Origin of the sequence: Providencia rettgeri, assembly GCF_023205015.1 — a bacterium.
In the GTDB taxonomy this organism is placed as follows: Bacteria; Pseudomonadota; Gammaproteobacteria; order Enterobacterales; family Enterobacteriaceae; genus Providencia; species Providencia rettgeri_E.
Genome location: NZ_CP096258.1, coordinates 1782844 through 1808301, shown reverse-complemented (window position 1 = coordinate 1808301; position 25458 = coordinate 1782844). Strand labels below are relative to the sequence as shown.

Genomic DNA, 25458 nt, shown 5'->3' with positions numbered 1-25458 from the left:
GCCTATTTTTCATATAACCTTATAAATTATTTATATAACATTAACCTATAGTACCAATGATATATTGGTACTATTTTTAATCGCCCTAATTGGCCTATATCTAAATTAACTCGCGCTGAGTTAAAATTAATTTTGCTGATAAGTCACAATCGCGATTGGTGTTGAGTTAATAGTAACCCAAAGGTTAGACATACCAATACGCGTGTTCGATGACTCACTCACTTTATTACAGCTGGTTTCAGACTGGCATTGGGTGAGAACTTCACTGGCAATTTGCGAGTTAAAGCCCAGTTTTGTCAAATAGCCCATTTCGTTTTCTAGCTTTTGTTGAAAGTTAGCAAAATCGGGTTTGGGTGAAGCATAATCTTCGACTCCAACCAGTGTGGTTGCGACTTGAATGAGTGCACCGCCATCAAAAGTGAGTTGGTTTTCATAGCTCCAATCATTAAACGGCTTTTGTTGCCCAAAAGTGCAAACCGTTTTACTACCGCTGACTTGGCAATCCCCCGCCTTAATAAAGCTGATGCTATCCATACTTTGACCCCAGTTTAAGCCAAATGGCGCAGTCGATGCATCATCACACCCGACTAACAACAGCGCAGCAGCCCCAGCTATCATCCATTTCATACTCTCACCTCACTCGCCAATTTACTTTATGCTACAGGGGGACGTGGTTAAATTAAAGTAAAAAAACCATCAACCAGTAACTCACTCACAAATTGATTTTCAAATTTCAAGTAATTTGCTTAACACGAAATTCACATATAATTAATCATTATCAATAAGATAAAGTTAAAACATATAAATCAGCGTATACTCATTGCCAGATTTCCGCTGGCTCTATACAATGCTCTGCTTTATACAGCCCCAGTGTCACGACAATGACAGATAACCACCATATTATTAATCAGTTACCCCTCTAGTAATACCTAAAACCCCTAGATGGCCCTTGAATAATAACATAGCTGAATCGTGACAACTCCACTCTATGATGAATTGATTTTGTAGCTGTTCGATTTTGTCACTGATGGTTTTTGTCACTGATAAGTGAACTGCAGATAATCATTCATTAGCGGCATTATTAATAAATAACCATAACGTAAAGTATATATTGTGAAATTACTATTTTGTCTTTCTTTAACAACCGCCATTCTTTCTGGAGTATGGGCTTGGGTTGCAGATAGCTTAGGTTTAATCGGCTGGGCCGGCTTTTTAGGCTGTACTGCGTATTTTGCTTACCCCAAAGATGGGCTTAAAGGCTTAGGTATTACCGCATTAACTGTCAGTAGCGGCGTATTTTGGGGGTTAGTGATCCTTCATAGCGGTGGCTACCTGCAACAATTACCTCACTTTGTAGGGTACTTTGTTACCGGTATAGTTGCCTTTTTGATGTGCATACAAGCGAAAAAACAGTGGCTTTCTTATATACCCGGTACGTTTGTCGGTACCTGTACTATTTTTGCTGCTGAAGGTGCTTGGTTGGTAACCATTCAATCATTGCTTATCGGGGTGTTATTTGGTTTTGCAATGAAGAGGAGTGGACTTTGGTTATTTGAAAAATTCTCATCAAATAACGGCTAAAAAAAACCGCCAATATGGCGGTTTAAATAAATCAATGAAACCAAGGGAATTTCAAACGAATTCGATATTACATTAAATTTCCTCAACAGCAAGATATAACATTTTGATTTAACTAATAATTAATCAGATAGGGACCTTAAGTACCTTTACTTATATTTACAAATATAATAATGATAATATTGTTAATAAAATGATAATCCTCTGAGATTAAGCTTCATTTTATATTAACCAAGCTTATATAACTGGTCAAATATCGACCTTATCAACATTCATTAATACAATTACAAAGTGTAATTCGGATTTTTCTGCATCCTTCTGTTATCAAAAATAGACAAACCCTATTTTTTAAAAAAATTAATGTGATTCACTTTTAATAACTGAATCACTGGATTATAAAACTGGAAATTGAGATAAAATAGGATGATAGCCTGGTGAAATTTGCATTATCAAATCATAAAATTACGTGAAGTTAAAATTGCATTCTGATCCATCTGCTATACTTGAACAATAAATATCTTATGGCCTGTAATTGAACATAACGAAAGGAAGAAGATATGATTAAAAAAATTTGTTTTTTAGCCTGTTCATTAGCGGTTGTATTCTCTTTAAGTGCGTGTAATACCACTAAAGGGGTTGGTGAAGACATAGAAGCGGGTGGCGAAGCCATACAAAAAGCAGCTGAATGACCCTTAATAGTCAACATCCTTAAACATGAACACCTCTCTAGTAAAAATTACATGTATATCAAACGGTGACAGTTTCACTGTTTGATATATAGATATCCATTATAAGTGATATTAATTTAATACTTATTGAAAAGTGCACACAACAAAACGAAAAAACCCCGCACTTGGCGAGGTTTTGAATGCTTAGCTTTTAATTTATCGTTATTTAACGATAACGTTAGCTGCTGCAGGGCCTTTCGCACCATTTTCAATGGTGAATGTAACTTGTTGGCCTTCTGCTAAAGTTTTGAAGCTTTCGCTTTGGATTGCAGAGAAATGAACAAATACATCTTTGCTACCATCTGCAGGTGTAATGAAGCCAAAACCTTTATCATCGTTAAACCATTTTACTGAACCAGTCATTGTATTAGACATAGAATTTCCTTTAATATTTTAAAATTGCCATAAGGCATGTTGCGGTTTGTTCTTGTGGTACTTATGGGAATTAATTAGAAGGAATTCGCAATGAAGAGGTATCTGAGATAACGCTTAATGGTGAACATCTTAAAACTGACTAACATAAATAGGCCTGTACATCCAAACCAGTGAACACATTAGGCCACACTTATAATTAAATGGCAAATTTTATTTTAACGTCAGTTCACTAAACAAATAACTTGCTGTTTATCTGAACCTTTTAAAGTCTGAAAATTGCACACTTTCACGTTTAGTACCTATCAAAAACACCATAGTCCGGTCTTTCACCTCTCATTACGGCTCGCTGTTGTTCACGAACCGCTTCTCTATCGGCTTTTATTTGTTCCGATGAGCGGATATCTTTATGCGGTTTAGGCCATGTTGATTTATTAGGTTCAAAAGAAGGTGTGAATGTACAGCCTGTAATTAAGAAAAGAGAAAATAGTGCGGTAATTAGTTTCATAATGATTGCTTGTGTTTTTGTTCGCATAAAATAATAGGTATAAATACCTACCAATCATACCAGCACTTTCCAGCTTTCTAAATTATTATTTCGATATTTCGTTGGTAAAATGAGTGCTAATGACCCATAACAATATATAAAGTAGGATTTAAGATAACAAAAAAGCCGCATCACGCAGCTTGCAAATTTTGTAATCCATTATAGTTATGATTGACTATTTTTCTCAGTTGGATCAAACGGAATTCCGCCAGCAAATACAAATGATAAACCAACAATCACGAATGAAACTATAACAAAACACTTATCAATAATTTGTTTCATACTGTTCTTCCTATACTTTAGTACCTAATTACAATATGCGAACCGATTATTATTGGCAATAAAAATGCCCCACCACTTTCCCAAAAGAGTAATAGCAAGGCAATCAATTTATCATATTCAAACTGATAGCTAAATCACACTGGCATAGACATAATCTCTTGATACGCTGCCACCAGCTTATTACGCACCTGAATTCCCATTTGCAGACTTAAACTCGCTTTTTGCATATCAACCATCACGTCATTCAAGGAAATATCTTGCTTTCCTAACGTAAAGTTTTCAACTTGCTTCGCTGAATCATTACGCGTTTTATTAATTTGATTTACAGAAGCAACCAGGTGATCCGCAAATCCAACTGGCTCAATTGCTGGTTTAATTGGGTTAGTGGCTTGGGTTGCCACGACATTTAATTGTGAAATAACCCCTTCAATCGCTTGAACTGTCATTCGATTCTCTTCTCATTAATTACTGTGAATTTTTCACTAACCTATATTGGCCAGTTTACCCTATCACACCCTTTTTAACTTGAAGCCGATAAATAACACCAATTTTATAGGCTGATTCCGTCATTAGAACCCTCAAAAACAAGAAATAATAGCAAAGTGAAAAAGTGACGTTACGAAGAGGGAAATAACATTGTTTCACCAAAAGTATTTTCATCCGTCTAGTAGTCTGCCAAGCAGGGAATATTTATGAGTGCCGCATCTAAAGACACGGGGGAGGCCAAAAAGGGTTTTGCCTCTATAGTTGAAAGGATTAAAGCTGATCCTAAAATACCGTTAATGATTGCGGCGGCTGCGGCTGTTTCAATTATTGTCGCCCTTCTCCTCTGGTTACGCAGCCCTGACTACCGTGTGCTTCTTAGCAATTTAAGTGCTAAAGATGGTGGCGATATTGTTGGCCAGCTAACTCAGATGAATGTGCCTTATCAAATTGCTGATAATGGTAGCGCTATTTTAGTTCCTGCAGATAAAGTGCATGAATTACGTTTAAAACTCGCTCAATCAGGTTTACCCAAAGGCGGCAATACCGGTTTTGAATTATTAGATAAAGAACAATTTGGTATCAGCCAATTTAGTGAGCAAATCAACTACCAACGCGCATTAGAGGGTGAACTCTCTCGAACTATTGAATCACTAAGCCCAGTACAAAGTGCTCGGGTGCATTTAGCCATTCCTAAACCGACCTTATTTGTGCGAGAGCAAAAGCTACCAACCGCTTCGGTGACGGTCGGTTTATTACCGGGAAGAATGCTTGATGAGGGACAAATCAGCGCCATTGTCCATATGGTATCGAGTAGCGTAACAGGCCTAACCGCCAGTAATGTCATTATTGTTGACCAAGCGGGTCGCTTACTCACCAATAACGATAATAGCCAGCAATCGGCAAACAGCGCACAAATTAAAATGACCAAAGAGATGGAATCCCATCTCAAACAGCGCATCGAAGATATTCTGTCTCCGTTAGTCGGTCGTGCCAATATTCATGCCCAAGTCACCGCACAAATGGATTTCTCGAAAGTTGAGCAAACTTCAGAGGAATATAAGCCCAACCAAACACCAGACAGCGCCGCTATTCGTTCCCGCCAAAACAGCCAAAGTATGCAAAATAACAATGGCGGAACAGGTGGAGTGCCCGGTTCGCTTTCCAATCAACCCGTTAGTGCGCCAAATGCACCAATTGAAACCAATAAAGACAATAAAGATGGCGCTCAAACGGCAAATAATCGTAATAGCGTTTCGAACTCACAAAGCGATGAAACCACAAATTACGAAGTCGATCGCAAAATTAGTCATACCCAACGGCAAATTGGTGTCGTCGATAGGCTCTCGGTCGCAGTTATTGTCAATTACCATTCCCAAGATGGTGAAAATGGTCCAGAAATGAAGCCATTGCCGCCAGAGATGCTGCAACAAATTGAAGCATTAACACGCGAAGCAATGGGCTTTTCCACTGCACGTGGGGATTCTCTCAACATTACGAATTCATTGTTTACCAATGAAACCCCAGTTGAAGAAATGCCTTCGTTACTTGAAAGCCCACAATTTATTGCTCAGCTTCTGGATTACGGAAAAATACTGCTTATTGCCATTATTGCGTGGTTTATGTGGCGTTTTGGTATCAAACCACAATGGGTTAAATACCGTAAAACACAGCAAGCCCAAGCCGAAGCTGAGGTTTTTGTTGCCACACAACTGAAAACTCCGCTCGTGGTTGATGAAGCGATTGATGAAGAAATGGATGAGCAAACACGCCGTCGCCTGACTCGTCAACGCGTTAGTGCTGAGATCCAAAGCCAACGCATACGTGAAATGGCAGAAAAAGACCCACAAATCGTGGCAATGGTTATCCGTCAGTGGTTAGGAAAATCCCAATGAGTTTAAGTGGAACAGAAAAAAGCGCCGTGATGTTAATGACGCTCGGTGAAGACCAGGCTGCAGAAGTCTTTAAGCACCTGAATCCTAAAGAAGTTCAACAATTGAGTATGGCGGTGTCAAACATGCGCCAAATCTCAAATAACGAACTGGCAGAAGTATTAACGGAATTTGAAGAGTCAGCGATCCAATTCGCGGCTCTCAATATCAACACGAATGACTATCTGCGCTCTGTATTGGTGAAAGCACTTGGCGAAGAACGCGCTGCAAGCCTACTTGAGGATATCTTTGAAAAACAAGAAACGACTTCAGGGATCGAAAGCCTCAACTATATGGAACCCCAAACCGTTGCCGATATTATCCGTGATGAACATCCACAAATTATCGCCACCATTTTGGTTCACTTAAAACGCAACCTTGCAGCGGATGTCCTCGAATTATTCGAAGAGCGCCAACGCAACGATATTATGTTACGTATCGCCACCTTTGGGGGGGTTCAACCTGCTGCATTAGCGGAATTAACCGAGGTATTGAACAACTTACTGGATGGCCAAAACCTCAAACGCAGCAAAATGGGTGGCGTGAGAACTGCGGCAGAAATCATCAACTTGATGAAAAGCCAGCAAGAAGAAAGCGTTATCGATGCAATGCGTGATTACGATGGTGAACTGGCTCAACGCATTATTGACGAAATGTTCCTATTCGAAAACCTTATCGAGGTGGACAACCGCAGCATTCAACGTATTTTGCAGGATGTTTCGACAGACTCACTGGTTATTGCCCTGAAAGGCAGCAACCAAGCTCTGCGCGACCACTTCCTCAACAATATGGCCGCTCGTGCTGCAGAAATCGTGCGCGACGATTTGGAATCGCGCTCTCCTGTGCGTATGTCCCAAGTGGAAAACGAACAAAAAGCTATTTTGCTTATCGTTCGCCGTTTAGTCGAAAAAGGCGAAATCGCTATAGGTGGTGGAGACGATGTCTATGTCTAAGTCAACAATTCCAAATGACCAATGGCAGCCTTGGCAACTGCGTGAGCTTAATCAATGGGACCTCAACTCAGGTATCCCTGCACTAAGCGATGTCCCTGAGCCTGATGCGCCAAAAGTCCCGTGCCTTGAGCCGAAAGAAGTGTTAGAGCAAATTAACTTGCTCGATAACATTAAAGAAGATGCTCAGCGCACTGGTTTCCAACAAGGGCATGAAAAAGGCCAGCAAGAAGGTTACCAAGCAGGCTTTGAGCAAGGCTTGCGAGCTGGAGAAGAACAAGGGCGTGAGCAAGCGCTCGCTATGCAACAACCCGTGATTGAAACATGGCAAAAATTGCTGTCTGAATTTAATTATTCACTTGATACCTTTGATACGGTGGTGACCACAAAGCTGCTGCAGATAGCTTTAACCGCAGCGAAGCAAGTCTTAGGGCAATCTACCGTTTGTGATGGCACCGCTTTGCTGGAAGAAATCAGCCATTTACTGCAGCAAAAACCAATTTTTGCAGGGCAGCCTGAACTGCACGTCAACCCAAATCATTTTGAATTGATTGAACAGCATCTCGGTTCCCTGCTCAACTTAAATGGTTGGCGCTTAGTGGCAGATCCTAAATTGCATCTCGGTGGTTGCCGAGTCGTCGCAGAAGACGGTGAAATCGATATGACTGTGGCGACACGCTGGCAAGAGTTGTGCCGTTTATATGCACCGGAGAGCTTTTCATGACTGCACGATTGGGACGCTGGATTGCCTCGTTGGACGATTTAGAGTCACGGATGAAAGGGATCCCGATGGTGCGCCGTTATGGCCGCCTCACAAAAATCACCGGCTTAGTGATGGAAGCCGAAGGCATTAAAATGCCTTTAGGGGCAACTTGCTTTATTGAGCGCTCAATTAATGGCGGCTCAGACGAGGTGGTTTGTGAAGTCGTCGGTTTTAACGGCCCAAGAATGCTATTGATGCCATTAGCTGACCTCGAGGGGATCGCTCCTGGTGCGCGTGTTTATGCGCAATCAACCGGAGATGACGGGCAAACCAGCCGCTTATTACCCATTGGTAATGAATTATTAGGCAGAGTACTTGATGCCCAAGGCAACCCATTAGACGGAAAAGGCCCCTTGGAGGTAAAAACACGCGCCCCCTTAATTACCCCCCCCATTAACCCATTGGAACGAACGCCCATTAGCAGTGTATTGGATGTCGGTGTTCGGGCAATCAATGCGTTATTGACGGTTGGCCGAGGCCAACGTATGGGTCTATTCGCTGGCTCTGGTGTAGGTAAAAGTGTATTACTCGGCATGATGGCGCGCTTTACTCAAGCCGATATTATCGTCGTTGGGTTGATCGGTGAACGTGGTCGTGAAGTTAAAGATTTCATTGAAAATATTTTAGGGGCTGATGGCTTAAAACGTGCTGTTGTCGTTGCGGCACCCGCCGATGTGTCCCCTCTATTACGCATGCAAGGCGCCTCTTATGCCACGCGTATCGCAGAGTATTTTCGCGATAAAGGCTTAAGTGTGTTGCTGATTATGGACTCACTCACCCGCTACAGTATGGCGCAACGTGAAATTGCGTTAGCCGTAGGCGAGCCCCCTGCAACCAAAGGCTATCCACCATCTGTATTCGCCAAATTGCCTGCTTTAGTTGAGCGGGCAGGAAATGGGAAAAATGGTGGGTCAATTACAGCCTTCTATACCGTTTTAACTGAGGGAGATGACCAACAAGACCCGATCGCCGACTCAGCTCGGGCGATTTTGGATGGTCATATTGTCCTTTCACGTTCCTTGGCAGAGTCAGGGCACTACCCTGCGATTGATATCGAGGCATCCATCAGCCGAGCAATGACTGAACTCATTCCTAAAGAGCATTACCGAAAAATACAACGTTTCAAACAGTTAACCTCCAGTTACCAACGTAACCGAGACTTAATTAACGTAGGCGCATATGCCATGGGCAGTGACCCTATGTTAGATACGGCAATTCAGTATTATCCGCGGATGTCGACGTTTTTGCAGCAGGATATTGATGAACGATGTGACTATCAAACCGCATGTGATCAGCTCACTCAAGTGGTTCCCAACGAATAACGAGGGGATAAATGGCCAAAAATAATGCCTTAACAACATTACTCACCTTAGCCGTCGAAGCCTCAGAAGAAGCGGCTAAGGTGTTAGCTCAAGTGCGCCAAACCCATACACAAATGGCGCAGCAACTGAATATGTTGGAAAACTACCAATCCGAGTATCGTCAAAAGCTCAACCAAACTTTACATACGGGTATGGAATCGGATAAGTGGCAGAATTATCAGCAATTTTTGGTCACATTGGAGCTGACCATCGAACAACAGCAACAGCAGCTAAACTTATGGGAACAACGCGTTAGTGAAGCTAATCGTCATTGGCAAGAAAAACAACAGCGTGTCAATGCGTTCGACACATTAATTCAACGTGCTGAACATACTGAATACCAACGTCAAAACCGCTTAGAACAAAAACAAATGGACGAGTTTGCTCAGCGAGCAACTTTACGGAGACCTCAATAAATGGATATCAATGCCCTGAATGTGCCAACTGCGTCATCAACTAAAAACAATAATACCCAACAAAATGAATCGCGCACTGATGAAAATCAAGCCCCTGCGCTTCCCTTCCAAGCCATGCTTGATAACCAGCAACCGATTGAAAAACAACATGTCGCCAATCAACCAGTCAATGAAGAAGCGCTTAACAAAGACATTGTTGACAACAAACTGGCAATAGCGAGTAAAGAAACGGTTGAACAAACCCAAGTTGGGCAAAAAAATGCTGAAAACACGATTGAACAACTGAATTTTAGCCGTAGCCTGCGTGCCGATAGCGTGCAAACTGCACTTAATACTGAGTTATTGACAGGCAAAGATGCCAACGAGCAAGCGTGGCTAAATAACTTAAAACAGTCATTAACTGGCCAAGTGCAAACGGTGGCGAATACGGCAATCAAAACTGAATCCCATCCAGTTTTAGGCGCGTTTACTCAAAAAATGCAGCATTTAACGGATAATACCAATGGCATCATTAATGACGATGATGGCAAACACCTTGAAGGTTCACAGCTACAGTTAGCAGGCGAAGAAGACAGCCCGGAACTTGGGGTATTTATTAAGAATGAAAAAGAAGAGCGTCGTGACCAATCTCATTTTCCCCTTGATAACCAACGCGAAATACGTGGCAAAAATTTAACTGCGGATTTTATGCCATTGAATAAAAAAGTGAGTGATAAAGAGCCCATATTGAACCTACAAAACGTATCAAGCGATGCCCTAAACCAGACCGCAAAAGGTGCATTTACGCTACAAACTGAAACGGGCGCGTTTACCACCGCATCTTCACAGCACACAACAACGATGCCAGTTAGTATGATGCCAACGGCAACGACCACACAGGCCGCTGCAATGAATGCGCCCACGGCAACACCAACTATGCATTTAGCCAGTCAATTAGGCAGCGAAGCGTGGCAGCAGCAATTAAGCCAACATATGCTGTTTTTCTCTCGCCAAGGGGTATCTCAGGCACAAATTCGTTTGCATCCAGAAGAGTTAGGCTCACTCAATGTGCATTTACGTATCGAAGATAACCAAGCCGTGATGCATTTTGTCTCCCCGCACAGTCATGTGCGAGCCGTTATGGAATCCATGATGCCAGTTTTGCGTAGCGCACTACAAGAAAGCGGCATCCACCTTGCTCAGGGCTCTGTCGGTCAAGATAATTTGAACCATCAGTCAGATAATCCGCAACAAGGTACCCACCAACCAGATGGACAAATTCAAGCAACACATCCATCCATGGGAGCTGTTGGTATTAGCGAAGCAAATGCAACTGTTTCACCAATAACTACAGCATTACGACAAGGTGGCATTAATACTTTTGCATAAAAAACAAACAAATTGCGGTAATTTCCTAGCTAAAGCGCCGAGTTACCGCCTTTTTGTTTCGTTTTTCACTCCTTTAACTCTTGGCAACCAAGCCATAATGCTAGAGATCATAACGTAAAAACCCATCTGGGTTTAGCACCCAAGAAACAGGAATTCAGCTAAATGTCGTCGAGCAAAAAATCAAACAGTTCCAACAAAGGGTTGATTATTCTATTTGCCCTTCTAGCCCTTGCTGGCGCAGGGTTTGGGGGTTATACCTGGTGGACGACACAACAAGGTGCACAAACGGATAGTGAGGAAGAAAAGCGTCCGAATATGCCACAACCTATTTTTATGGAATTAGAGCCATTTACCGTCAATTTAACTGGTGCTGCTGATGCGCCTGATCGCGTGCTCTATATCCATGTGACTTTACGACTCGCGAATGAAAAATCGCGTAAACAGCTTCATGAATATCTCCCTGAAGTCCGTAGCCGGTTGTTACTGCTGCTTTCGGAGCAAAAAGCAAAAAATATCGAGACACATGAAGGTAAGTTGCAGTTAATGAAAGATATTAAGCAAACCCTCACCCCTACCCTGATCCCGGGGGATACCGATCAGGATATTTCTGATGTGTTATTCACTACTTTTATTCTGCGGTAATATTCATGAGCGATAATATTTTATCTCAGGCCGAAATTGATGCGCTGCTTAATGACGATGCGCCATCAAGCAGTACGCCTGTACCAGAGACGCAAGGGAAAGATAATGTTCGCCCTTACGACCCGAATACTCAACGCCGAGTTATTCGGGAACGAATGCAGTCTCTCGAAATCATTAATGAACGTTTTGCTCGCCAATTCCGTATGGGTTTGTTCAATATGTTACGTCGCAGCCCAGATATTACGGTGGGTGGGATTAAAATCGAACCTTATCACGAATTTGCACGTAATTTACCTGTCCCGACTAACTTGAACTTAATTCATATGCCGCCATTACGGGGCACAGCATTGTTTACCTTTGAGCCTGCGTTAGTTTATATCGCTGTCGACAACCTGTTTGGTGGAGATGGCCGTTTTCCGGTGCGCCAAGAAGGTAAAGAGTTTACCAATACTGAGCAACGCATTATCAATCGCATGTTGAAACTGGCCTTAGGGGCTTATCGCGATGCATGGAAACCGATTGCCGATATTGAAGTGGAATATGTGCGTTCTGAAATCCAAGTCAAATTCACCAATATCACGACGTCCCCAAATGACATCGTGGTCACCACACCGTTTTTAGTGGAGATAGGCAATACCGTTGGTGAATTCAGTATTTGTATTCCGATCGCCATGATTGAGCCATTGCGTGAGCGCTTAATTAACCCACCAATGGAACAAGGTCACCAAGAAAACGAAACTTGGGTAACCAACCTTGTTACCCAAGTGAAACGCTCTGAACTTGAATTGGTCGCCAACTTTGTTGACATTCCAATGCGAATTTCTCGTTTACTGCAACTGCAAAAAGGGGATGTGATCCCCATTGAGAAGCCTGACCGTCTCATCGTTAATGTTGATGGTGTTCCCGTATTAACCAGTCAATACGGTACTCAAAATGGCCAGTATGCATTGCGTGTAGAACATTTGATTAACCCTGTATTAAACACTCTAGATGAGGAAAGTACCAATGAGTGAGGCGAAGAATTCTCCTGATGCATCAACCAATCACGACAGTGAAGACCTATGGGCTGAAGCGCTGGAACAGCAAAAAAAAGCGGAATCCGCCTCAGCTGGTGCACAGGCTTTTGATAACTTTGATGGACAAAACCCAATAAACCAATTGTCCGATATCGATATGATCATGGACATCCCAGTGCGCCTTTCAGTGGAGCTGGGTCGCACTAAAATGACCATAAAAAAATTACTGAGCTTATCCCAAGGTTCTGTGGTGTCCCTGGATGGCTTAGCGGGTGAACCATTGGATATTTTAATCAATGGCTATTTAATCGCACAAGGTGAAGTGGTCGTGGTTTCAGATAATTACGGTATTCGTATTACTGACATCATTACGCCTTCCGAACGTATGCGCCGTTTAAGTCGTTAAATAACAACATGAGTCGCTAATAATGGCAATATCCAATCAAGCTGAGCAGGCACCAACATCTGTGCCTTTTTTATCAACAACCATTTCCCCCAGTGAACCTAATGCGCCGGCTATTGACCACAATGATAGCTTAACGCAGATATCGGGCGCTTTGGGGGGGATCATTTTATTGATATTAGCCGGTGCTTGGTTGGTGAAAAAATTAGGATTTGCGCCAAAGAAAATGGGTAAAGCGCAAATCATAAACGTCAAAAGTAGCTGCTCATTAGGTAATAAAGAGCGAGTTGTGGTTGTCGAGGTGAACAATGCGTGTTTGGTATTAGGTGTCACCGCACACAATATCAGTCTCTTACACCAGTACTCACCAGAACCTGAGAACACAACGGTATTGCCAGTTGAACCGCTCACATTTCAGTCTTTATTAAAGAAAAAACAAGAGGCTGCAAGATTTTCAGCTTCAGTGACACCTATGCATAAGTAATCGGAAACGCTCATGTTATCTTTTAAATCTCTATTTACGATTACTGCCCTCTTGTTTTTATTGCCAAATTCCGCCTCTGCGGCGCTGCCAGCGATCGTCAGCCACTCCCTTGCTGATGGTGGGCAAACTTGGTCTTTACCTGTTCAAACACTGTTATTTTTAACTTTATTAGGCTTTATTCCCGCCTTATTGTTAATGATGACCAGTTTTACCCGCATCATTATTGTTTTAGGTTTATTGCGTAACGCACTCGGAACGCCCTCCGCACCGCCCAATCAAGTCTTACTAGGCTTGGCGCTATTTTTAACCTTTTTTGTGATGTCCCCCGTTGCTGACCAAGTTTACCGCGAAGCCTACCAACCGTTTAGTGAAGATAAAATTAGCCTCGAAACGGCTTTAGAGAAAGGAACCGCACCATTAAGAACCTTCATGTTAGGACAAACACGGGAATCTGACTTAGCCCTGTTTGCAAGGATAGCGAAAGTGGGTGAAATTCAAGAAGCGAAAGATGTTCCGTTACGTATTTTAGTGCCCGCTTTTATTACCAGCGAACTCAAAACCGCATTCCAAATTGGCTTTACCATTTTTATTCCATTTTTAATCATCGACTTAGTGGTGGCTAGTGTCTTAATGGCATTAGGGATGATGATGGTTCCCCCTGCAACAGTTTCATTGCCATTCAAATTAATGCTGTTTGTATTAGTCGATGGCTGGCAATTATTGCTTGGCTCATTATCGCAAAGCTTTTTTAATTAGGTTTATTTTACTTGGAGTAGTCATGACACCTGAATCAGTGATGGCGATGGGAACAGAGGCGATGAAAATCGCACTGATGCTAGCGGCTCCTTTGTTATTAGCCGCTTTAGCCGCGGGTTTAATTATCAGCTTACTGCAAGCCGCCACGCAAGTGAATGAAATGACATTGTCTTTTATTCCTAAAATTTTGTCGGTCATTTCTGTGATCATTATTGCAGGGCCCTGGATGCTGAATTTGCTCATCGACTACATGCGCTCGTTGTTGAGCAATTTACCGTTTATTATTGGCTAACAATGCTAACCATTACCAGTGAAACGCTCACATTGTGGCTAAGCCAAGGTTTCTACCCTTTCATACGCCTTTTGGCGCTGCTTGGTACAGCGCCCTTTTTTAATGAAAAACAGGCAATTACCAAAGTTCGCGTCGCATTGGCCTTTTTTGTCGTCTTGATTGTTTCCCCCCAACTTCCTGTTGTGAATATTCCCTTATTTTCTGCCATGGGGTTATGGGTTATTGTGCAGCAAATGGTGATTGGTATTGCGATGGGCTTAACAATGCAAATGGCGTTTGCTGCTGTGCGCCATGCGGGGGAGGTGATTGGTTTACAAATGGGGTTATCCTTCGCCACCTTTTTTGACCCGACAGGTGGGCCCAACATGCCGATTTTAGGCCGCATATTTAACGTCATCACTATTTTATTATTTCTCGCTTTCGATGGGCACTTGTGGCTTATTTATATTGTGGTCAATTCATTTGAGCTTATCCCAATTCAAACTGCCCCATTAAATCGTGATGGTTTTTGGGTATTTGTTCAATTCGCTAATACTATATTTATTAATGGGTTAATGTTAGCACTGCCGTTCATTACACTATTTCTCATTCTTAACCTTGCCCTAGGTATTCTAAACCGCATGACACCGCAATTGTCGGTGTTTGTAGTGGGTTTCCCCCTCACCTTAACCATTGGTATCAGTATGTTAGGGGTGATTATTTCGATCCTTCCCCGCTATACCGAACGACTTATCCACCAAGCTTTCGAACAGTTATCGTTGATGTTTAATTTGTTTGTTTGAGTATCGATACATATGTTATGAATTAATTAGTTAATAAAACCATTTGGTAATTCTAATTATTAAGGTAAAGCTATAAAAACTTATTTTGAATTCAATATTCATTGATTTCTCCTATTATTAAACCGACATATTATACCCATTACTTTTTTCGGGCGATTCTCATAAAAATCCGCCTGCATGGCGGTGAACATACCCATTACTTGTTTCGTTTCTAAGCTGTCAATTGACAGTTATCTATTTACTTAATTAATGCGGTACGCAGAGAAATCTAAGATGAATTGTTTTTAACGTAAAGATTAAAAGTTAATATGGGATGACTAATTAAAAGTAAATAAAATTTATCTTAAAATAGCGTAGACAATAATAAATAATGGGTATTTTCTTATAATTTCTAAGCCGCCTATGTGGCGGTGAACTATTTTTCTACACTTACCATGTCAGTACTGAATTCTTAGCTGCCAGTGCAGTCATTATAATAAAAACAGATAATCTTAAAGGGCGATTATTGGGTGTTTAATACCACATGCAGCAGCATACTTTACAATGCTTTTAATGCTCGCATTATTCACATTACTCTCCAACCTTGTAATCGTTGATGGATTAACCCCTATAATTTCAGCGATTTGAACTTTCGTTAACCCAGCTGACTCTCTCCACTCCTTAAGCATTGCCTGCAATTTTTCAGTTCTAATTTCTTCTTCATAAGCAGCTTGGTATTCTGGATCTGTCATCCATTCATCATGTAGCTCTTTATGTGTTTTCATCGTTTAGTAGCTCCAATAAACGTTTCTTAGCTAAATAAAACTCTGATTTTGGGGTTCTTTGTGACTTTTTGATAAAGATCCTGAGCATAAAAATTGTTTTACCTTTGTGATAAACCCATAACCCCCTAGCTATTTCACTTCCCATGGTTCTTATTTCAAATAACCCCTCTCCCAGCAATTTAGTCGCTGGCTCTCTTAAGTTATTAGCTGATAACTCTAATTTTTTAATTAGACGGTCATATTTTACCTTGATTTTTAAAGGTAGTGCATTTGCTTCTTTTTCAGCCTCAGAATGATATTTTACTGTATACATATTCCCTCATCGCAATTTGCACTGTAATGCAAATTGTCTTTTAGTGCAAATCACATTCCATTGTATCGTCTGTATTACATACCAACCACCCACAGTAAATACATTGTCATAATGCATTTCTAAGCCGCCTGTATGGCGGTGAACAAAGATAATGTCAGGCCTGCATTCACTGATAATTTCTAAGCCGCCTGTATGGCGGTGAACCCACCATCACAATCAGGGCAAGCCTTTTTACTTTTCTAAGCCGCCTGTATGGCGGTGAACATGCAATCGTGATGTACGGTGAAGGCGCAAATTTTCTAAGCCGCCTGTATGGCGGTGAACGCTATCGTGCTCTAGGTAATTCTATGGCAGTATTTCTAAGCCGCCTGTATGGCGGTGAACTATGCACTTTAAAATAAAAATAAAGTAATAACAATCAGTTAAGGGTATTTATTGAAAAATACCCTTTTATTTGCTGATAATTATAACTTACTGATTTATTAGCTTATTTTAAAAGAGCAAAAAACAAAGGTCAAAAATGTGGAACCGTTGCTAAACAAACAGTATCACCCGTTATTTGGCTCAGACCATAACAACTAAATCCCCCAACTTGCATTTGCCCTGCGTCTAACCGTTCAATAAACAAAGGAAAAGGTCGGCTTTCTGCTTGCTTATCTCTGGCATGTAAACTTTCAACCCAAAGAAATGGCAAGCGATTGTTCGCTTTCGGTTTGCTCGCAGACAACGCCTGTAAACACTGTGCTAATGGTTGCCCTGACTTTTCGGACCATAACCGTGCTTTTTGCTGCATATCAGCTTCAATTCGGCGCTGGCCTTTTACATGCTTTCGAATATAACTGACTTGAATATGCTGTTCAGGTACGGTTTGAATCGATTTAATATGCACGTAATCCATTAACCGTACTAACCACTTTTGCACATTTAACTGTTCAAGTTCACCTTGTGTTGTCGCATGCAAACGAATTTTTCTACCTAAGCGAAACCCCACGCTACCGTATTCAGGAAAGGCAACTGCAATCGCACTTTGCCCCTGAGACGTTTTATTATCCACTAGCGCAATATGTATTTGCTGATAAACTTTTTGCCAGAGAAAATCCAATGGAATAGTGGTGTCCGGCAATAAAGTGACCTCCTGATAATAATTCATAGCCCACCTTATTTGTCACTTTCACCAAATACACCGCCACGCACTAAAACCGCCATTACATAGTGTTCATCTTCAATACGTGGCAGTTTTTCACCCCGAGCCCATTTATCAAAATGAGTATAAAAGTCCTGATTATCTTTTGGTGTGCGATAAGCCGTACCGAGGTTAGTCACCGCACCATAGGGTTCAATTGCAATAGCCCCGGCGCCACTTTCGCTACCATACGCAGGGTACCATGTATCAATCGATCGCAAAGCATTACCAATTTTTTGTGAGTGCATCGCAGCATGCCCATTCACATGATAGAGAATTTTACTTTTATCCCCTTTGCCTTTATCCATCACCAACTCTTCGCTTGGATAGACTTCTTGCGCTTTACCGAGTTGAGAATAAGTGGTGATTTCCAGTAATAAGGCTCCTTGAGGATGGGCTAAGGCCGCCGAAATTTTTTCCGCCAACTGTGTGATTTTTTCATCTTTAGCATCAAATTGATGAATACTATATTGTGTGGCATCAAACACCCATTCCATGGGCTGCCCTTTATTGAGGACGTTGACAACCACCTCGATTTGTTCAGCTCCCACGCGATTGCGCCATAAAAAGCGCCCATTGGCGATGTTTTGTGCATAACGGCGACCTAGTTCTTGGAAGCCTTGCTTTTCAATGTAATCTTTAGCCGCTTTTGCATAGCTTTGTTTGAATAATGCGTTATTACAAGCCGATGGGGTTTCAACGCCACCAAGTACTTTTAAAGTGAATTGATGAACTAAAGTATCTTGTTCAGTCCCTAACGCGCAGGCATCCACCGTCTGTAAGTTGGCTTTTTCTACTTCAGAGTTGAGCTTCAACGGATCATTTTTTACCGCGCCTTTAAGGCGGTTTGAAATCGTTCCTCTTACTGATTTCTCTTGTAATGATAACGGCGCAAATTGCGATTTATTATCCCAGCAAGTACCATAGAAATAACCGTCCGATGGAACCAGTTTTTTTTCAAATGCTAAAACCGATGCAACATCATTATTCTTCGCCATTCGTTACTCTCCACTCGAAATAAAGTTAGCTGCCACTTGTTGGCATAAATAAAGGTTATTAAGTTCGTCATAGCCGTATTCCCATAATATTGCATTGATGTTGTTAATACGGTTTACCAAAACAAATTCGCCAAGTGTGACGATACTTTCTGCAAATCGGTGAGGGACTTCTGGATCTCGCTGGTTTTTTGCTTGCCCTAACGGGGAAATACCTTGATATCCTGTTGAGATAGGCACAATCCAGCCTGCTGTTTTACGTTGAGTCCGCCATTCAAATGACGCCTTGTGCCCATTTTTCTCTTCAACTTCAACACAATTATTTTCCACAACCACATGTTCCAGTAAGGCATCCATTGCATCTTGTCCTTTATCCATAGACTCAATCATTAAGTCACGACGTTCAATCAGGGCATAGCCGGGCATGACACTATTCAGTAAAGCTTGCATATCTTTTCCATCTGCATCTTCAAACGGCAGGATATGTGTCGTTGGCTTCGCCAGTGACAGAATATCGCCCCGGCTAATTTCATTGTCATTACCAAGTCATGGATCATATCCAGTATGGCTGAATGCTCAGGCAGTGCTTCAATCTCACCATTTTGGTTAATGGCATACTTAATCAATAAAGAAACCTCTAAGTGGCAACGGGCTTCTTCGATAAATGCTGAACGAGTCCCATCGCTATTTAATGGATTCCCCGTCCCCACAATGGAACTCACATAATCATTAGCGCCACGGTAGGTTTGTAAGTCACAGCGGTGGCTGATCACGGCCAGAGAATCAAGAATAATATCCAATTCACTTGCAGCGCGGAGTTTTCGTTCTAGGGCATGCATAAACCCTAACCAAGCCGTCATGGCAGGAAAGCCAATGGTATAAGGGCTAGATAACGCATTGGCATTGTGTATTTTGATGCGAGGAAGTTTGAGTATATAAGTTGGCGTCATCGTAATAGCTCCTTATTGAGGGCAATAACTTCCGCGATAGCCGCAAGTTCATCATTCCCTAAACGAATCGCTTTTTTCCCCAACACTTTTTTGTAATGCCACATAAATTGCTGGGCAATAAGGCTAACCAACCTTTCTAACCATTCATCTGAGTGATTGCGCCGCTGTTGATCAGGAAACAACCAAATCTGTTGCTCTTTTACAAGCTGGGCTGGTAATTGAATACCATTTTGTTCAAATTCACGCCGGACTTCCCACATAGTTAACATAATGTAGTCTAAGTATTCTTGAATACGTCTATTACGATATTCAATAAAACGGCTACCACGCTGCTCTTTTGGTAGTGAAATTAAGCGATGAAAAGCCTCTAAGCTTTCTTTTACCCGCCAAGGGTCCAATGTATTTGAAAAGAAATCGAAGGTAGGCAAACGCAGCTTTCGTTGCGCTATTTTAGGAGGGAGTGAGGGTAACAAATGAGCCTTACCCGCATTTTGGTTATTGAGCACGGAAATATTTTGTGGCTTAGTTCCCCCATAGCCAATGGTTGTAAGACCATAAATCTCTTGATAGCCAATGTCGCTAAATTCCCCTTTACGTTTTAAGTCTCGCAGTGCTTTAGTTTGTTCAGAAAATCGAATAGCATCAATGCGTTTACGCAGTTCGAAAACTAAGCCTGATGGTGTTAATGGTGATAATAAGTGATATTCGCTATCCTCTAGCCAAACAGGAAAATAAACTTGTTTGATTTTCGAACTAGTCACTACCGTATTATCTACCCCAATCATCTCAAGAAACCCATCCCTAAGAACTTGGTAGTGTTCATTTCCATGGCTAAGCAACTCTTTTGCTAATGCGGTTTCATCCTCAATATGAGCCAATAATGTTTTGCTATCTTGCAATTCAAGCGTAAGAAATTTATACACATCAAGGGCTGCTGCATTACCTAATGCATCCGTTTGCACAATCACGTTTCCAGTGCGTAAAAACCCTTCGTTTTTCCAAGCTGAATTCGCTAATATCGCAGTAACATAACCATTTTTATTCTTTCTAGAGCTTGGGTGGCTAAAAGTACAGGGGTGGGTTGATAACGATATTTGCCCTGCTCGCTTTGCCGCATTCGGCAACCATTGTGGCAATGAAAAAATGGCATCACATTCCTGTTGCAATTGCCGCATTTCATTGTCACTCATTGATGCTTTTGTATTTTTTTAAGCCATCCCTCTTTGCGCTCTGCAAAAAAGGCCTCTATTGCTGGATCTAACATAGTAAATGGTCCTTGTGACTGGAGTTTTTACTTGGAATTATTAAACGTGCTGAGTCCCATTTGGTCGTTATAATAAAAATGAATGCCACTTTTTTTACGTGGTATAAAACTGATCTCCCCATAGCGCTGAGAAAGCTGTTCCGCTGACTGGTATTCATTTTCACGGTTTTCTAAAGATTGCTGATAATCGCGCACTAGCCATAGCCTGCGTTTTAATGACTCTGCAAGTGGTTGCAAATTTATCCCGTATGCCCCATCAATTTTTACCCAACCACTGTCCTTCTCATATTCACAAAAATGCAGTTTATTTTTTGCTGATAAAATTAGAGATAAACAAATTGTCGGCTCACTTTTTCTAAATGAAAAAAATTGCTGAGAAAGCGCTGTTAGCCCCAAAGCCCCAGAGGTATACCCCCAAAGCACAGGCGGCCTATTTTTAGATAATTCTATTTTTGATAAATGAGAAGATCGCGTTTTCACGGTTGTTTTAGGCATAGGCGTTTCTGCCACATCCCCCATCAATTGTTCGATAGATGCATGCTCTAAACAAGCCAAGTTGTTATTTTGCTGATTTTTCCAATTCGCGATTTGTTGAATTCTAGGTACTGCATCGACAGATTTTAATAGTTGCTGTTCATCCACTAGCTCACACAGGTCATGGGTGGACAAACGAAGACTTAGATTGCCATTTTCATAACCCGGTTTACAAAAAACATCCAGTGGCTTTTCTTCAATGAATCCTTTCCAGTTGTATTGCAGCAAAGCGACGTTGGGGTGGGTTATTTCCCCCTCTCGGTGCCGACGAACCCGCCCTGCCATCTGAATGATAGAGCGATAAGATGAAGGTTCGATCACCGCCCAATCGAAATCGTGATCACGTCCAACTTCCTCAACAGGCGTCGCCACTAGAATAAAAATAAGGTGTTTCGCTTGGCCTTGCTGGTGAACGTGGTCAATATGCTGCCGAATAACTGGATTTTGGAAAGCATTAGGTTGCTCTCCTACTTTTTCTTTACGCTTCAATACAGCATCAAGGTGTTTTTCTTGCTCATGACGTAATAGCAACACTTGCTGGCTATGATAGGCCATGGTGCGAATCTCTACCCCGTCCGGCCATTCACTCGCTAATAAATGATGGGTTAATGCAACACAAACCGAAATATTGGCGACACGCACGACGCCAAAGGAAACTTGAAGCTGAGTTTGCATTTCAGTACATGAATGCGCTTGGTGCAGCCTTAAGATCCCTTGCTGAATGTGAGAAAAATAGTGTGTTTGTTGGTCAGAACCTTGTTCCTTTTGCATAGGTACAATAAATGCTTTACGTCGTGCAACTTGTGATTTAAGCGTCTTAATACGTTTTTCAATAAAAGTACGATGGTATTGGCGATAATAATTGAGTGTTTCTTCTTCATCTGCCGCAGTGATCGTTGCAATATGGCATGAGTGGGTACATTTATCTTTTTTACTGTCATATTGTCCCTCATCCACCCAAATACAGCCCACTTGCGGTGATTTTTGCTGGCTAAGCGCATAAACCCGCCAACCCAGTTGATAAGCCTTAAAATAGAAAAGAGCCAATGTAGGGGGGATAGTTGCGGATGAGATCATGACCTTTCTACCCAATGCGCCCGCTAAATAGACTAAACGCCCGATGGCTTTAGAATCATCTCCTGTAAAATCATCAATCTCATCAATAACTAAGTCAGATGACATTAAGCGCAGATAGGGAAGAATATAGCGCCCACCTCGAGTGGTTTCTGTTGCTCCCATCATATGGTCTATGGTGCAAGCTAAGATAGGGGCATAGAGCAATGCCCTGTCTTTTGGTCGTGTTAATACAGTCGAAAGTTCTTCTTCTGGTAAACTGCCTTGCCAGTTCAATTCGAGCCCTTCATCATCAAAAAGACTTTCTTGAGATTCAGAACCAAACTCGGCTAATTGATGAGCATCCTTAATAAACATCTGCTCACTGAGATGTTCTTGATGGAGTTCTAATACCGCTTTTGAACCAACCAGCACGGCAAGGTTATCATCTTCGACGCCTAATCGGTGACGATATTCATCCCCAGTTTGTAGTGTCAATGTGCGCAGCCCTAAAGCAAGAATAAACCGTAAACTTTGTTTATCTTCCGCGAGTGCCTGCATAATCTTGGCATTGGCAACTGTTTTGCCACAGCCAGTACTCGCCATGTTAACGATAAAATACCCTTGCATTTTATCGTGTTGATCATCCCGATACTGATTGATGGTATTAACCACATCTTCCTGCCAACTGAATTTTCCAGTCGCATTTTTATTATGTTTAAGTTCATTAATATCACTTGCTACTGGGGGTTCTGTTGCAAAAAAGGGCAGGTATTCCGTAACGTTAGCGGCAATATTAGCGACGTTGACCAAGTGCTCATCAAGCTGTTGCTTGTACGCAGATTGCCCATGTAAACGCCGTGTATTGGCATACAATGGAATATTTGATTGCCATGTTGGATCCGCCTCTTTTGAGGAATAATTATGATCCCCTAGCATCAAACACAAGCGTTCTTGTTCTGCAACTAGCCGCCAGCAGCCATTTTCGAGTGCTTCATTCAACAGTGGCAGTTGATGTTTAAGGTGTTCTGCCGCCTGACTGAGCGCTTGTTGCCAAACTTTTGACTCACTCAATAACCCATGAGGAAATTCGAAACATTGATGGATACGCTGTGAATATTCAGCCTCATCATAATAATTTTGATAGCCCCACTGTTTATCCACCAGTTTTAATAATTCGGCTAATGAATCACAGCTTTTACCCTCATATCGCAAACGAGCTTGTTTACTAGCCAAAAAGGGCAATCGGTGATGTGAAACAATCAACCAAACCAGAAGTGAAGCGGCATCAGGTAATTGGCTCAGTGGTGTTTCGCACTGATTGTTTTCCCTTACCCAAGCTTGCAGTTGCTGCTCATGCCATGAGGAGGTAACTAACGCGTCAAGCCAGCTTTCATCCCGTTGTGGTTCGGCTTGGCTTTTTACCAGCGCGCTAAATAGCAATGAAGATACCCATTCGTGGCGCAGGGGATCCCCCTTAAAATGGATTTTAACATGTGGATTTAACTTGTCTTGAAAAAGTTGCGAAGCTTTTCCCCAGTCATGGAGCAACGCGGCCAACCGAGCAAACCCATTGATGAGTGGCAAATACCTCCAATTATTTTCACGTTCACTACCCAGTAGGGATTTTTCTGTTCGATTAACGGGAACATGCCCTTGTGCATTAAATTTACTTTTATTCCCAACCACCCAAAGTAACTGGCTGCGCGATCGAGAGCGTATCCAGTGGCAACTCACCGCAGTATTGCGGCTGGCACTGCGCCGCAATAATTTTTGTAGCGTTTGCAAGCCTTCTTGAGTGATCAGCGTTTGCCAAGTGTTATCACCAATTCGGTTCGCAAATGCACCTAACACTCGTCGAGTTCGCTTTAAGGCATGTTTTTCACACTGGGAAACAAAGGTAACCATCATAGTGGCATGACCTGTTGTGGATTTTTCTTTGCTGGCAAAGCCAGTGATTTAACGGTATCGAACATAAAATCAAGGGACTGATGCTCAACAAAAGATTGCAAAACTTGCTGGCGAAATTCTTGCTCACTCGCTCCTTCTTTGCCACAAATAAACGCCCATGGCAAAATAATGGCATCTTTGATTAAATCAGCAATATCAAAGACCAAAGCCCCACGACGAGTTTTACCGTGCATCACAGCAAAGCCATGAGGAATACCTAATACCCATAAGCAACTTGCAGCTAACCCATAAGCCAGATAATTACCATGGTTTAAAAAGTCATTAGCTTTGTCCGTCGCTTGGTGCTGACGAGTAAAATTCGTTTGCCCTGTATTATTCGATGCGTACTTATATAAGGTTTTAGTCAGTTGGGCTTCGGTGAGTAATAATTCTTGTGTATCTTGGGCTGCGTCAGTGCGTTGGTGAAAGGTGTTTAATGCGGATTGGATAGTGCTGTCGTTATAGGTAAAACCTTCATTTTGTAGCTCACGGGAGCTTTGCCAAACTTGTTGTAAGTATTTGATGCGTGATTGCTGTAGTACTTTGGCTGCTGCTAAACGTTTTTCATCATCAAACCAAAAGGATAACCAGCCTTGCAGATATTCCGTTGGCCGATACTCTCCTTGTGGTGTTAACCATTCAACTTCGGTGGACATATACAGTGGCGTTCCCCCACCACCACAAAAACCAACAAGCACCCCTGCTTGGGATAGCATTCGCATCGCAGCTTGAGTGATGGAGGTTCCTGTTCCCAGTAACAAAACGGTGGTGTTTGCTATTGGGATATTGAAATAGAGATTTTCGTTTTTGGCTTCGGTGAAATAGAGCACTCGACCGTCTTTTTGCATTACTCGGCAATGTTCCAAGTAATACATATTGGCCCGTTTCGAATGTAAAATAGTTTTTAAGTCATTCGGTGAAAAATCATCCATATGAGCTAATTTTCGTCCTTAAATAATAAGATTTTTAAATCAATTAATCCTATTAAAATAACCTTTCTCCCACTAAACAAGCCTTAATCCATGACTAAAGTCCAATCTGCGAAGGGTTTCACAAAATGGTGCGTAAAAAAAACGCTTTGATAGCTTTTTTATGCTGCCTATGAGGCAGTGAACGTGGGCTTATCAGTGATTGTAAAAAACGTTTTTTTCTAAGCTGCCTGTATGGCAGTGAACAATTCAATATGGAAGATATGTTGTGGACGACATTTCTAAGCTGCCTGTATGGCAGTGAACCAATCTACTGGCGGTATCGGAAAAGGCGCTTGTTTCTAAGCTGCTTGTATGGCAGTGAACCAA

26 protein-coding genes, 1 pseudogene and 2 CRISPR repeat arrays (1 of these 29 only partly in view) are annotated in these 25458 nt (G+C 41.9%); of the genes and pseudogenes, 15 read left to right on the top strand and 12 right to left on the bottom strand.

What is annotated here, in order from left to right:
- Positions 1 to 126 precede the first annotated feature (126 nt).
- The gene (locus tag M0M83_RS08250) at positions 127 to 627 is read right to left on the bottom strand and encodes a hypothetical protein (RefSeq protein WP_213913337.1); all 501 of its coding nucleotides are present in this window, start codon (positions 625 to 627) and stop codon (positions 127 to 129) included.
- Positions 628 to 1113: 486 nt separating this feature from the next.
- On the opposite strand from M0M83_RS08250, the gene M0M83_RS08245 reads away from it, so the two are divergent.
- Together M0M83_RS08245 and M0M83_RS08240 are read left to right on the top strand one after the other, a co-directional pair.
- Positions 1114 to 1581, top strand: coding sequence for a DUF1097 domain-containing protein (locus M0M83_RS08245; protein WP_248468197.1), 468 nt, complete (start codon positions 1114 to 1116; stop codon positions 1579 to 1581).
- 554 nt (positions 1582 to 2135) lie between these two features.
- Entirely contained in the window at positions 2136 to 2267 is a 132-nt protein-coding gene (locus M0M83_RS08240; protein ID WP_125890826.1) for an entericidin A/B family lipoprotein, read from the top strand.
- A 201-nt stretch (positions 2268 to 2468) separates the two neighbouring features.
- Here M0M83_RS08240 and cspE read toward each other — a convergent pair whose 3' ends face one another.
- From cspE to fliE, 3 genes are all read right to left on the bottom strand, one after another.
- Positions 2469 to 2681 carry a transcription antiterminator/RNA stability regulator CspE gene (gene cspE, locus M0M83_RS08235; protein WP_102139626.1) on the bottom strand — a complete coding sequence of 71 codons (213 nt, stop codon included), beginning with the start codon at positions 2679 to 2681 and terminating at the stop codon, positions 2469 to 2471.
- Positions 2682 to 2973: 292 nt separating this feature from the next.
- The gene (locus M0M83_RS08230; protein ID WP_248468195.1) at positions 2974 to 3186 is read right to left on the bottom strand and encodes an AAA family ATPase; all 213 of its coding nucleotides are present in this window, start codon (positions 3184 to 3186) and stop codon (positions 2974 to 2976) included.
- Between the two features lie 455 nt (positions 3187 to 3641).
- Positions 3642 to 3953, bottom strand: coding sequence for a flagellar hook-basal body complex protein FliE (gene fliE, locus M0M83_RS08225; protein ID WP_102139625.1), 312 nt, complete (start codon positions 3951 to 3953; stop codon positions 3642 to 3644).
- A gap of 246 nt (positions 3954 to 4199) precedes the next feature.
- Here fliE and fliF point away from each other — a divergent pair, with 246 nt between their 5' ends.
- The 13 genes from fliF to fliR all read left to right on the top strand — a co-directional run bounded on the left by fliF (position 4200) and on the right by fliR (position 15154).
- Positions 4200 to 5885, top strand: coding sequence for a flagellar basal-body MS-ring/collar protein FliF (gene fliF, locus M0M83_RS08220; protein WP_248468194.1), 1686 nt, complete (start codon positions 4200 to 4202; stop codon positions 5883 to 5885).
- Positions 5882 to 6874, top strand: coding sequence for a flagellar motor switch protein FliG (gene fliG, locus M0M83_RS08215; protein ID WP_004255600.1), 993 nt, complete (start codon positions 5882 to 5884; stop codon positions 6872 to 6874). Before fliF ends, fliG begins: the two co-directional genes overlap by 4 nt.
- Positions 6867 to 7595, top strand: a complete 729-nt coding sequence (gene fliH, locus M0M83_RS08210) for a flagellar assembly protein FliH (protein WP_102139623.1) — start codon at positions 6867 to 6869, stop codon at positions 7593 to 7595. Before fliG ends, fliH begins: the two co-directional genes overlap by 8 nt.
- Positions 7592 to 8956, top strand: coding sequence for a flagellar protein export ATPase FliI (gene fliI, locus M0M83_RS08205; RefSeq protein WP_102139622.1), 1365 nt, complete (start codon positions 7592 to 7594; stop codon positions 8954 to 8956). Before fliH ends, fliI begins: the two co-directional genes overlap by 4 nt.
- 11 nt (positions 8957 to 8967) lie before the next feature.
- Complete coding sequence (gene fliJ / locus M0M83_RS08200; RefSeq protein ID WP_102139621.1) at positions 8968 to 9411, top strand: flagellar export protein FliJ; 444 nt, start codon at positions 8968 to 8970, stop codon at positions 9409 to 9411.
- Positions 9412 to 10779: a flagellar hook-length control protein FliK gene (locus M0M83_RS08195; protein ID WP_248468192.1), complete on the top strand. Its 1368-nt coding sequence runs from the start codon at positions 9412 to 9414 to the stop codon at positions 10777 to 10779. It abuts the gene before it with no gap.
- A 162-nt stretch (positions 10780 to 10941) separates the two neighbouring features.
- A complete protein-coding gene (gene fliL, locus M0M83_RS08190; protein ID WP_125890820.1) occupies positions 10942 to 11421 on the top strand; it encodes a flagellar basal body-associated protein FliL in 480 nt (159 codons plus the stop codon).
- A gap of 5 nt (positions 11422 to 11426) precedes the next feature.
- Entirely contained in the window at positions 11427 to 12434 is a 1008-nt protein-coding gene (fliM, locus tag M0M83_RS08185; RefSeq protein WP_094961179.1) for a flagellar motor switch protein FliM, read from the top strand.
- The gene (fliN, locus tag M0M83_RS08180) at positions 12427 to 12843 is read left to right on the top strand and encodes a flagellar motor switch protein FliN (RefSeq protein WP_213914072.1); all 417 of its coding nucleotides are present in this window, start codon (positions 12427 to 12429) and stop codon (positions 12841 to 12843) included. The genes fliM and fliN overlap by 8 nt, the downstream gene beginning before the upstream one ends.
- A 22-nt stretch (positions 12844 to 12865) precedes the next feature.
- A complete protein-coding gene (gene fliO / locus M0M83_RS08175) occupies positions 12866 to 13324 on the top strand; it encodes a flagellar biosynthetic protein FliO (protein WP_248468190.1) in 459 nt (152 codons plus the stop codon).
- A 12-nt stretch (positions 13325 to 13336) separates the two neighbouring features.
- The gene (gene fliP, locus M0M83_RS08170; RefSeq protein ID WP_125890818.1) at positions 13337 to 14080 is read left to right on the top strand and encodes a flagellar type III secretion system pore protein FliP; all 744 of its coding nucleotides are present in this window, start codon (positions 13337 to 13339) and stop codon (positions 14078 to 14080) included.
- A gap of 22 nt (positions 14081 to 14102) precedes the next feature.
- Positions 14103 to 14372 (top strand): flagellar biosynthesis protein FliQ, encoded by a 270-nt coding sequence (gene fliQ, locus M0M83_RS08165; RefSeq protein ID WP_125890817.1) that lies wholly within the window; start codon positions 14103 to 14105, stop codon positions 14370 to 14372.
- A 2-nt stretch (positions 14373 to 14374) separates the two neighbouring features.
- Positions 14375 to 15154 carry a flagellar biosynthetic protein FliR gene (fliR, locus tag M0M83_RS08160; RefSeq protein WP_125890816.1) on the top strand — a complete coding sequence of 260 codons (780 nt, stop codon included), beginning with the start codon at positions 14375 to 14377 and terminating at the stop codon, positions 15152 to 15154.
- A 491-nt stretch (positions 15155 to 15645) separates the two neighbouring features.
- Here the strand turns inward: fliR and M0M83_RS08155 are convergent, their stop codons facing one another.
- From M0M83_RS08155 to cas1f, 8 genes and pseudogenes are all read right to left on the bottom strand, one after another.
- Positions 15646 to 15918, bottom strand: a complete 273-nt coding sequence (locus M0M83_RS08155) for a helix-turn-helix domain-containing protein (RefSeq protein ID WP_248468188.1) — start codon at positions 15916 to 15918, stop codon at positions 15646 to 15648.
- Entirely contained in the window at positions 15905 to 16231 is a 327-nt protein-coding gene (locus M0M83_RS08150; protein ID WP_248468186.1) for a type II toxin-antitoxin system RelE/ParE family toxin, read from the bottom strand. Before M0M83_RS08150 ends, M0M83_RS08155 begins: the two co-directional genes overlap by 14 nt.
- A 116-nt stretch (positions 16232 to 16347) precedes the next feature.
- Positions 16348 to 16615: a CRISPR direct-repeat array (repeat unit 28 nt; unit sequence TTTCTAAGCCGCCTGTATGGCGGTGAAC).
- Between the two features lie 130 nt (positions 16616 to 16745).
- Positions 16746 to 17381: a type I-F CRISPR-associated endoribonuclease Cas6/Csy4 gene (cas6f, locus tag M0M83_RS08145; protein WP_248468184.1), complete on the bottom strand. Its 636-nt coding sequence runs from the start codon at positions 17379 to 17381 to the stop codon at positions 16746 to 16748.
- Positions 17382 to 17389: 8 nt separating this feature from the next.
- Positions 17390 to 18412, bottom strand: a complete 1023-nt coding sequence (gene csy3 / locus M0M83_RS08140) for a type I-F CRISPR-associated protein Csy3 (protein WP_248468182.1) — start codon at positions 18410 to 18412, stop codon at positions 17390 to 17392.
- Positions 18413 to 18415: 3 nt separating this feature from the next.
- Positions 18416 to 19359 (bottom strand): annotated as a pseudogene (gene csy2 / locus M0M83_RS08135) (type I-F CRISPR-associated protein Csy2).
- Positions 19356 to 20549: a type I-F CRISPR-associated protein Csy1 gene (csy1, locus tag M0M83_RS08130; RefSeq protein WP_248468181.1), complete on the bottom strand. Its 1194-nt coding sequence runs from the start codon at positions 20547 to 20549 to the stop codon at positions 19356 to 19358. The pseudogene csy2 and the gene csy1 overlap by 4 nt, the downstream one beginning before the upstream one ends.
- A 101-nt stretch (positions 20550 to 20650) precedes the next feature.
- Positions 20651 to 24121: a type I-F CRISPR-associated helicase Cas3f gene (cas3f, locus tag M0M83_RS08125; protein ID WP_248468179.1), complete on the bottom strand. Its 3471-nt coding sequence runs from the start codon at positions 24119 to 24121 to the stop codon at positions 20651 to 20653.
- Positions 24118 to 25092 carry a type I-F CRISPR-associated endonuclease Cas1f gene (gene cas1f, locus M0M83_RS08120; protein WP_248468177.1) on the bottom strand — a complete coding sequence of 325 codons (975 nt, stop codon included), beginning with the start codon at positions 25090 to 25092 and terminating at the stop codon, positions 24118 to 24120. The genes cas3f and cas1f overlap by 4 nt, the downstream gene beginning before the upstream one ends.
- 155 nt (positions 25093 to 25247) lie before the next feature.
- A CRISPR array of direct repeats spans positions 25248 to 25458; the repeat unit is 28 nt; unit sequence TTTCTAAGCTGCCTGTATGGCAGTGAAC; it runs 897 nt beyond the window's last position.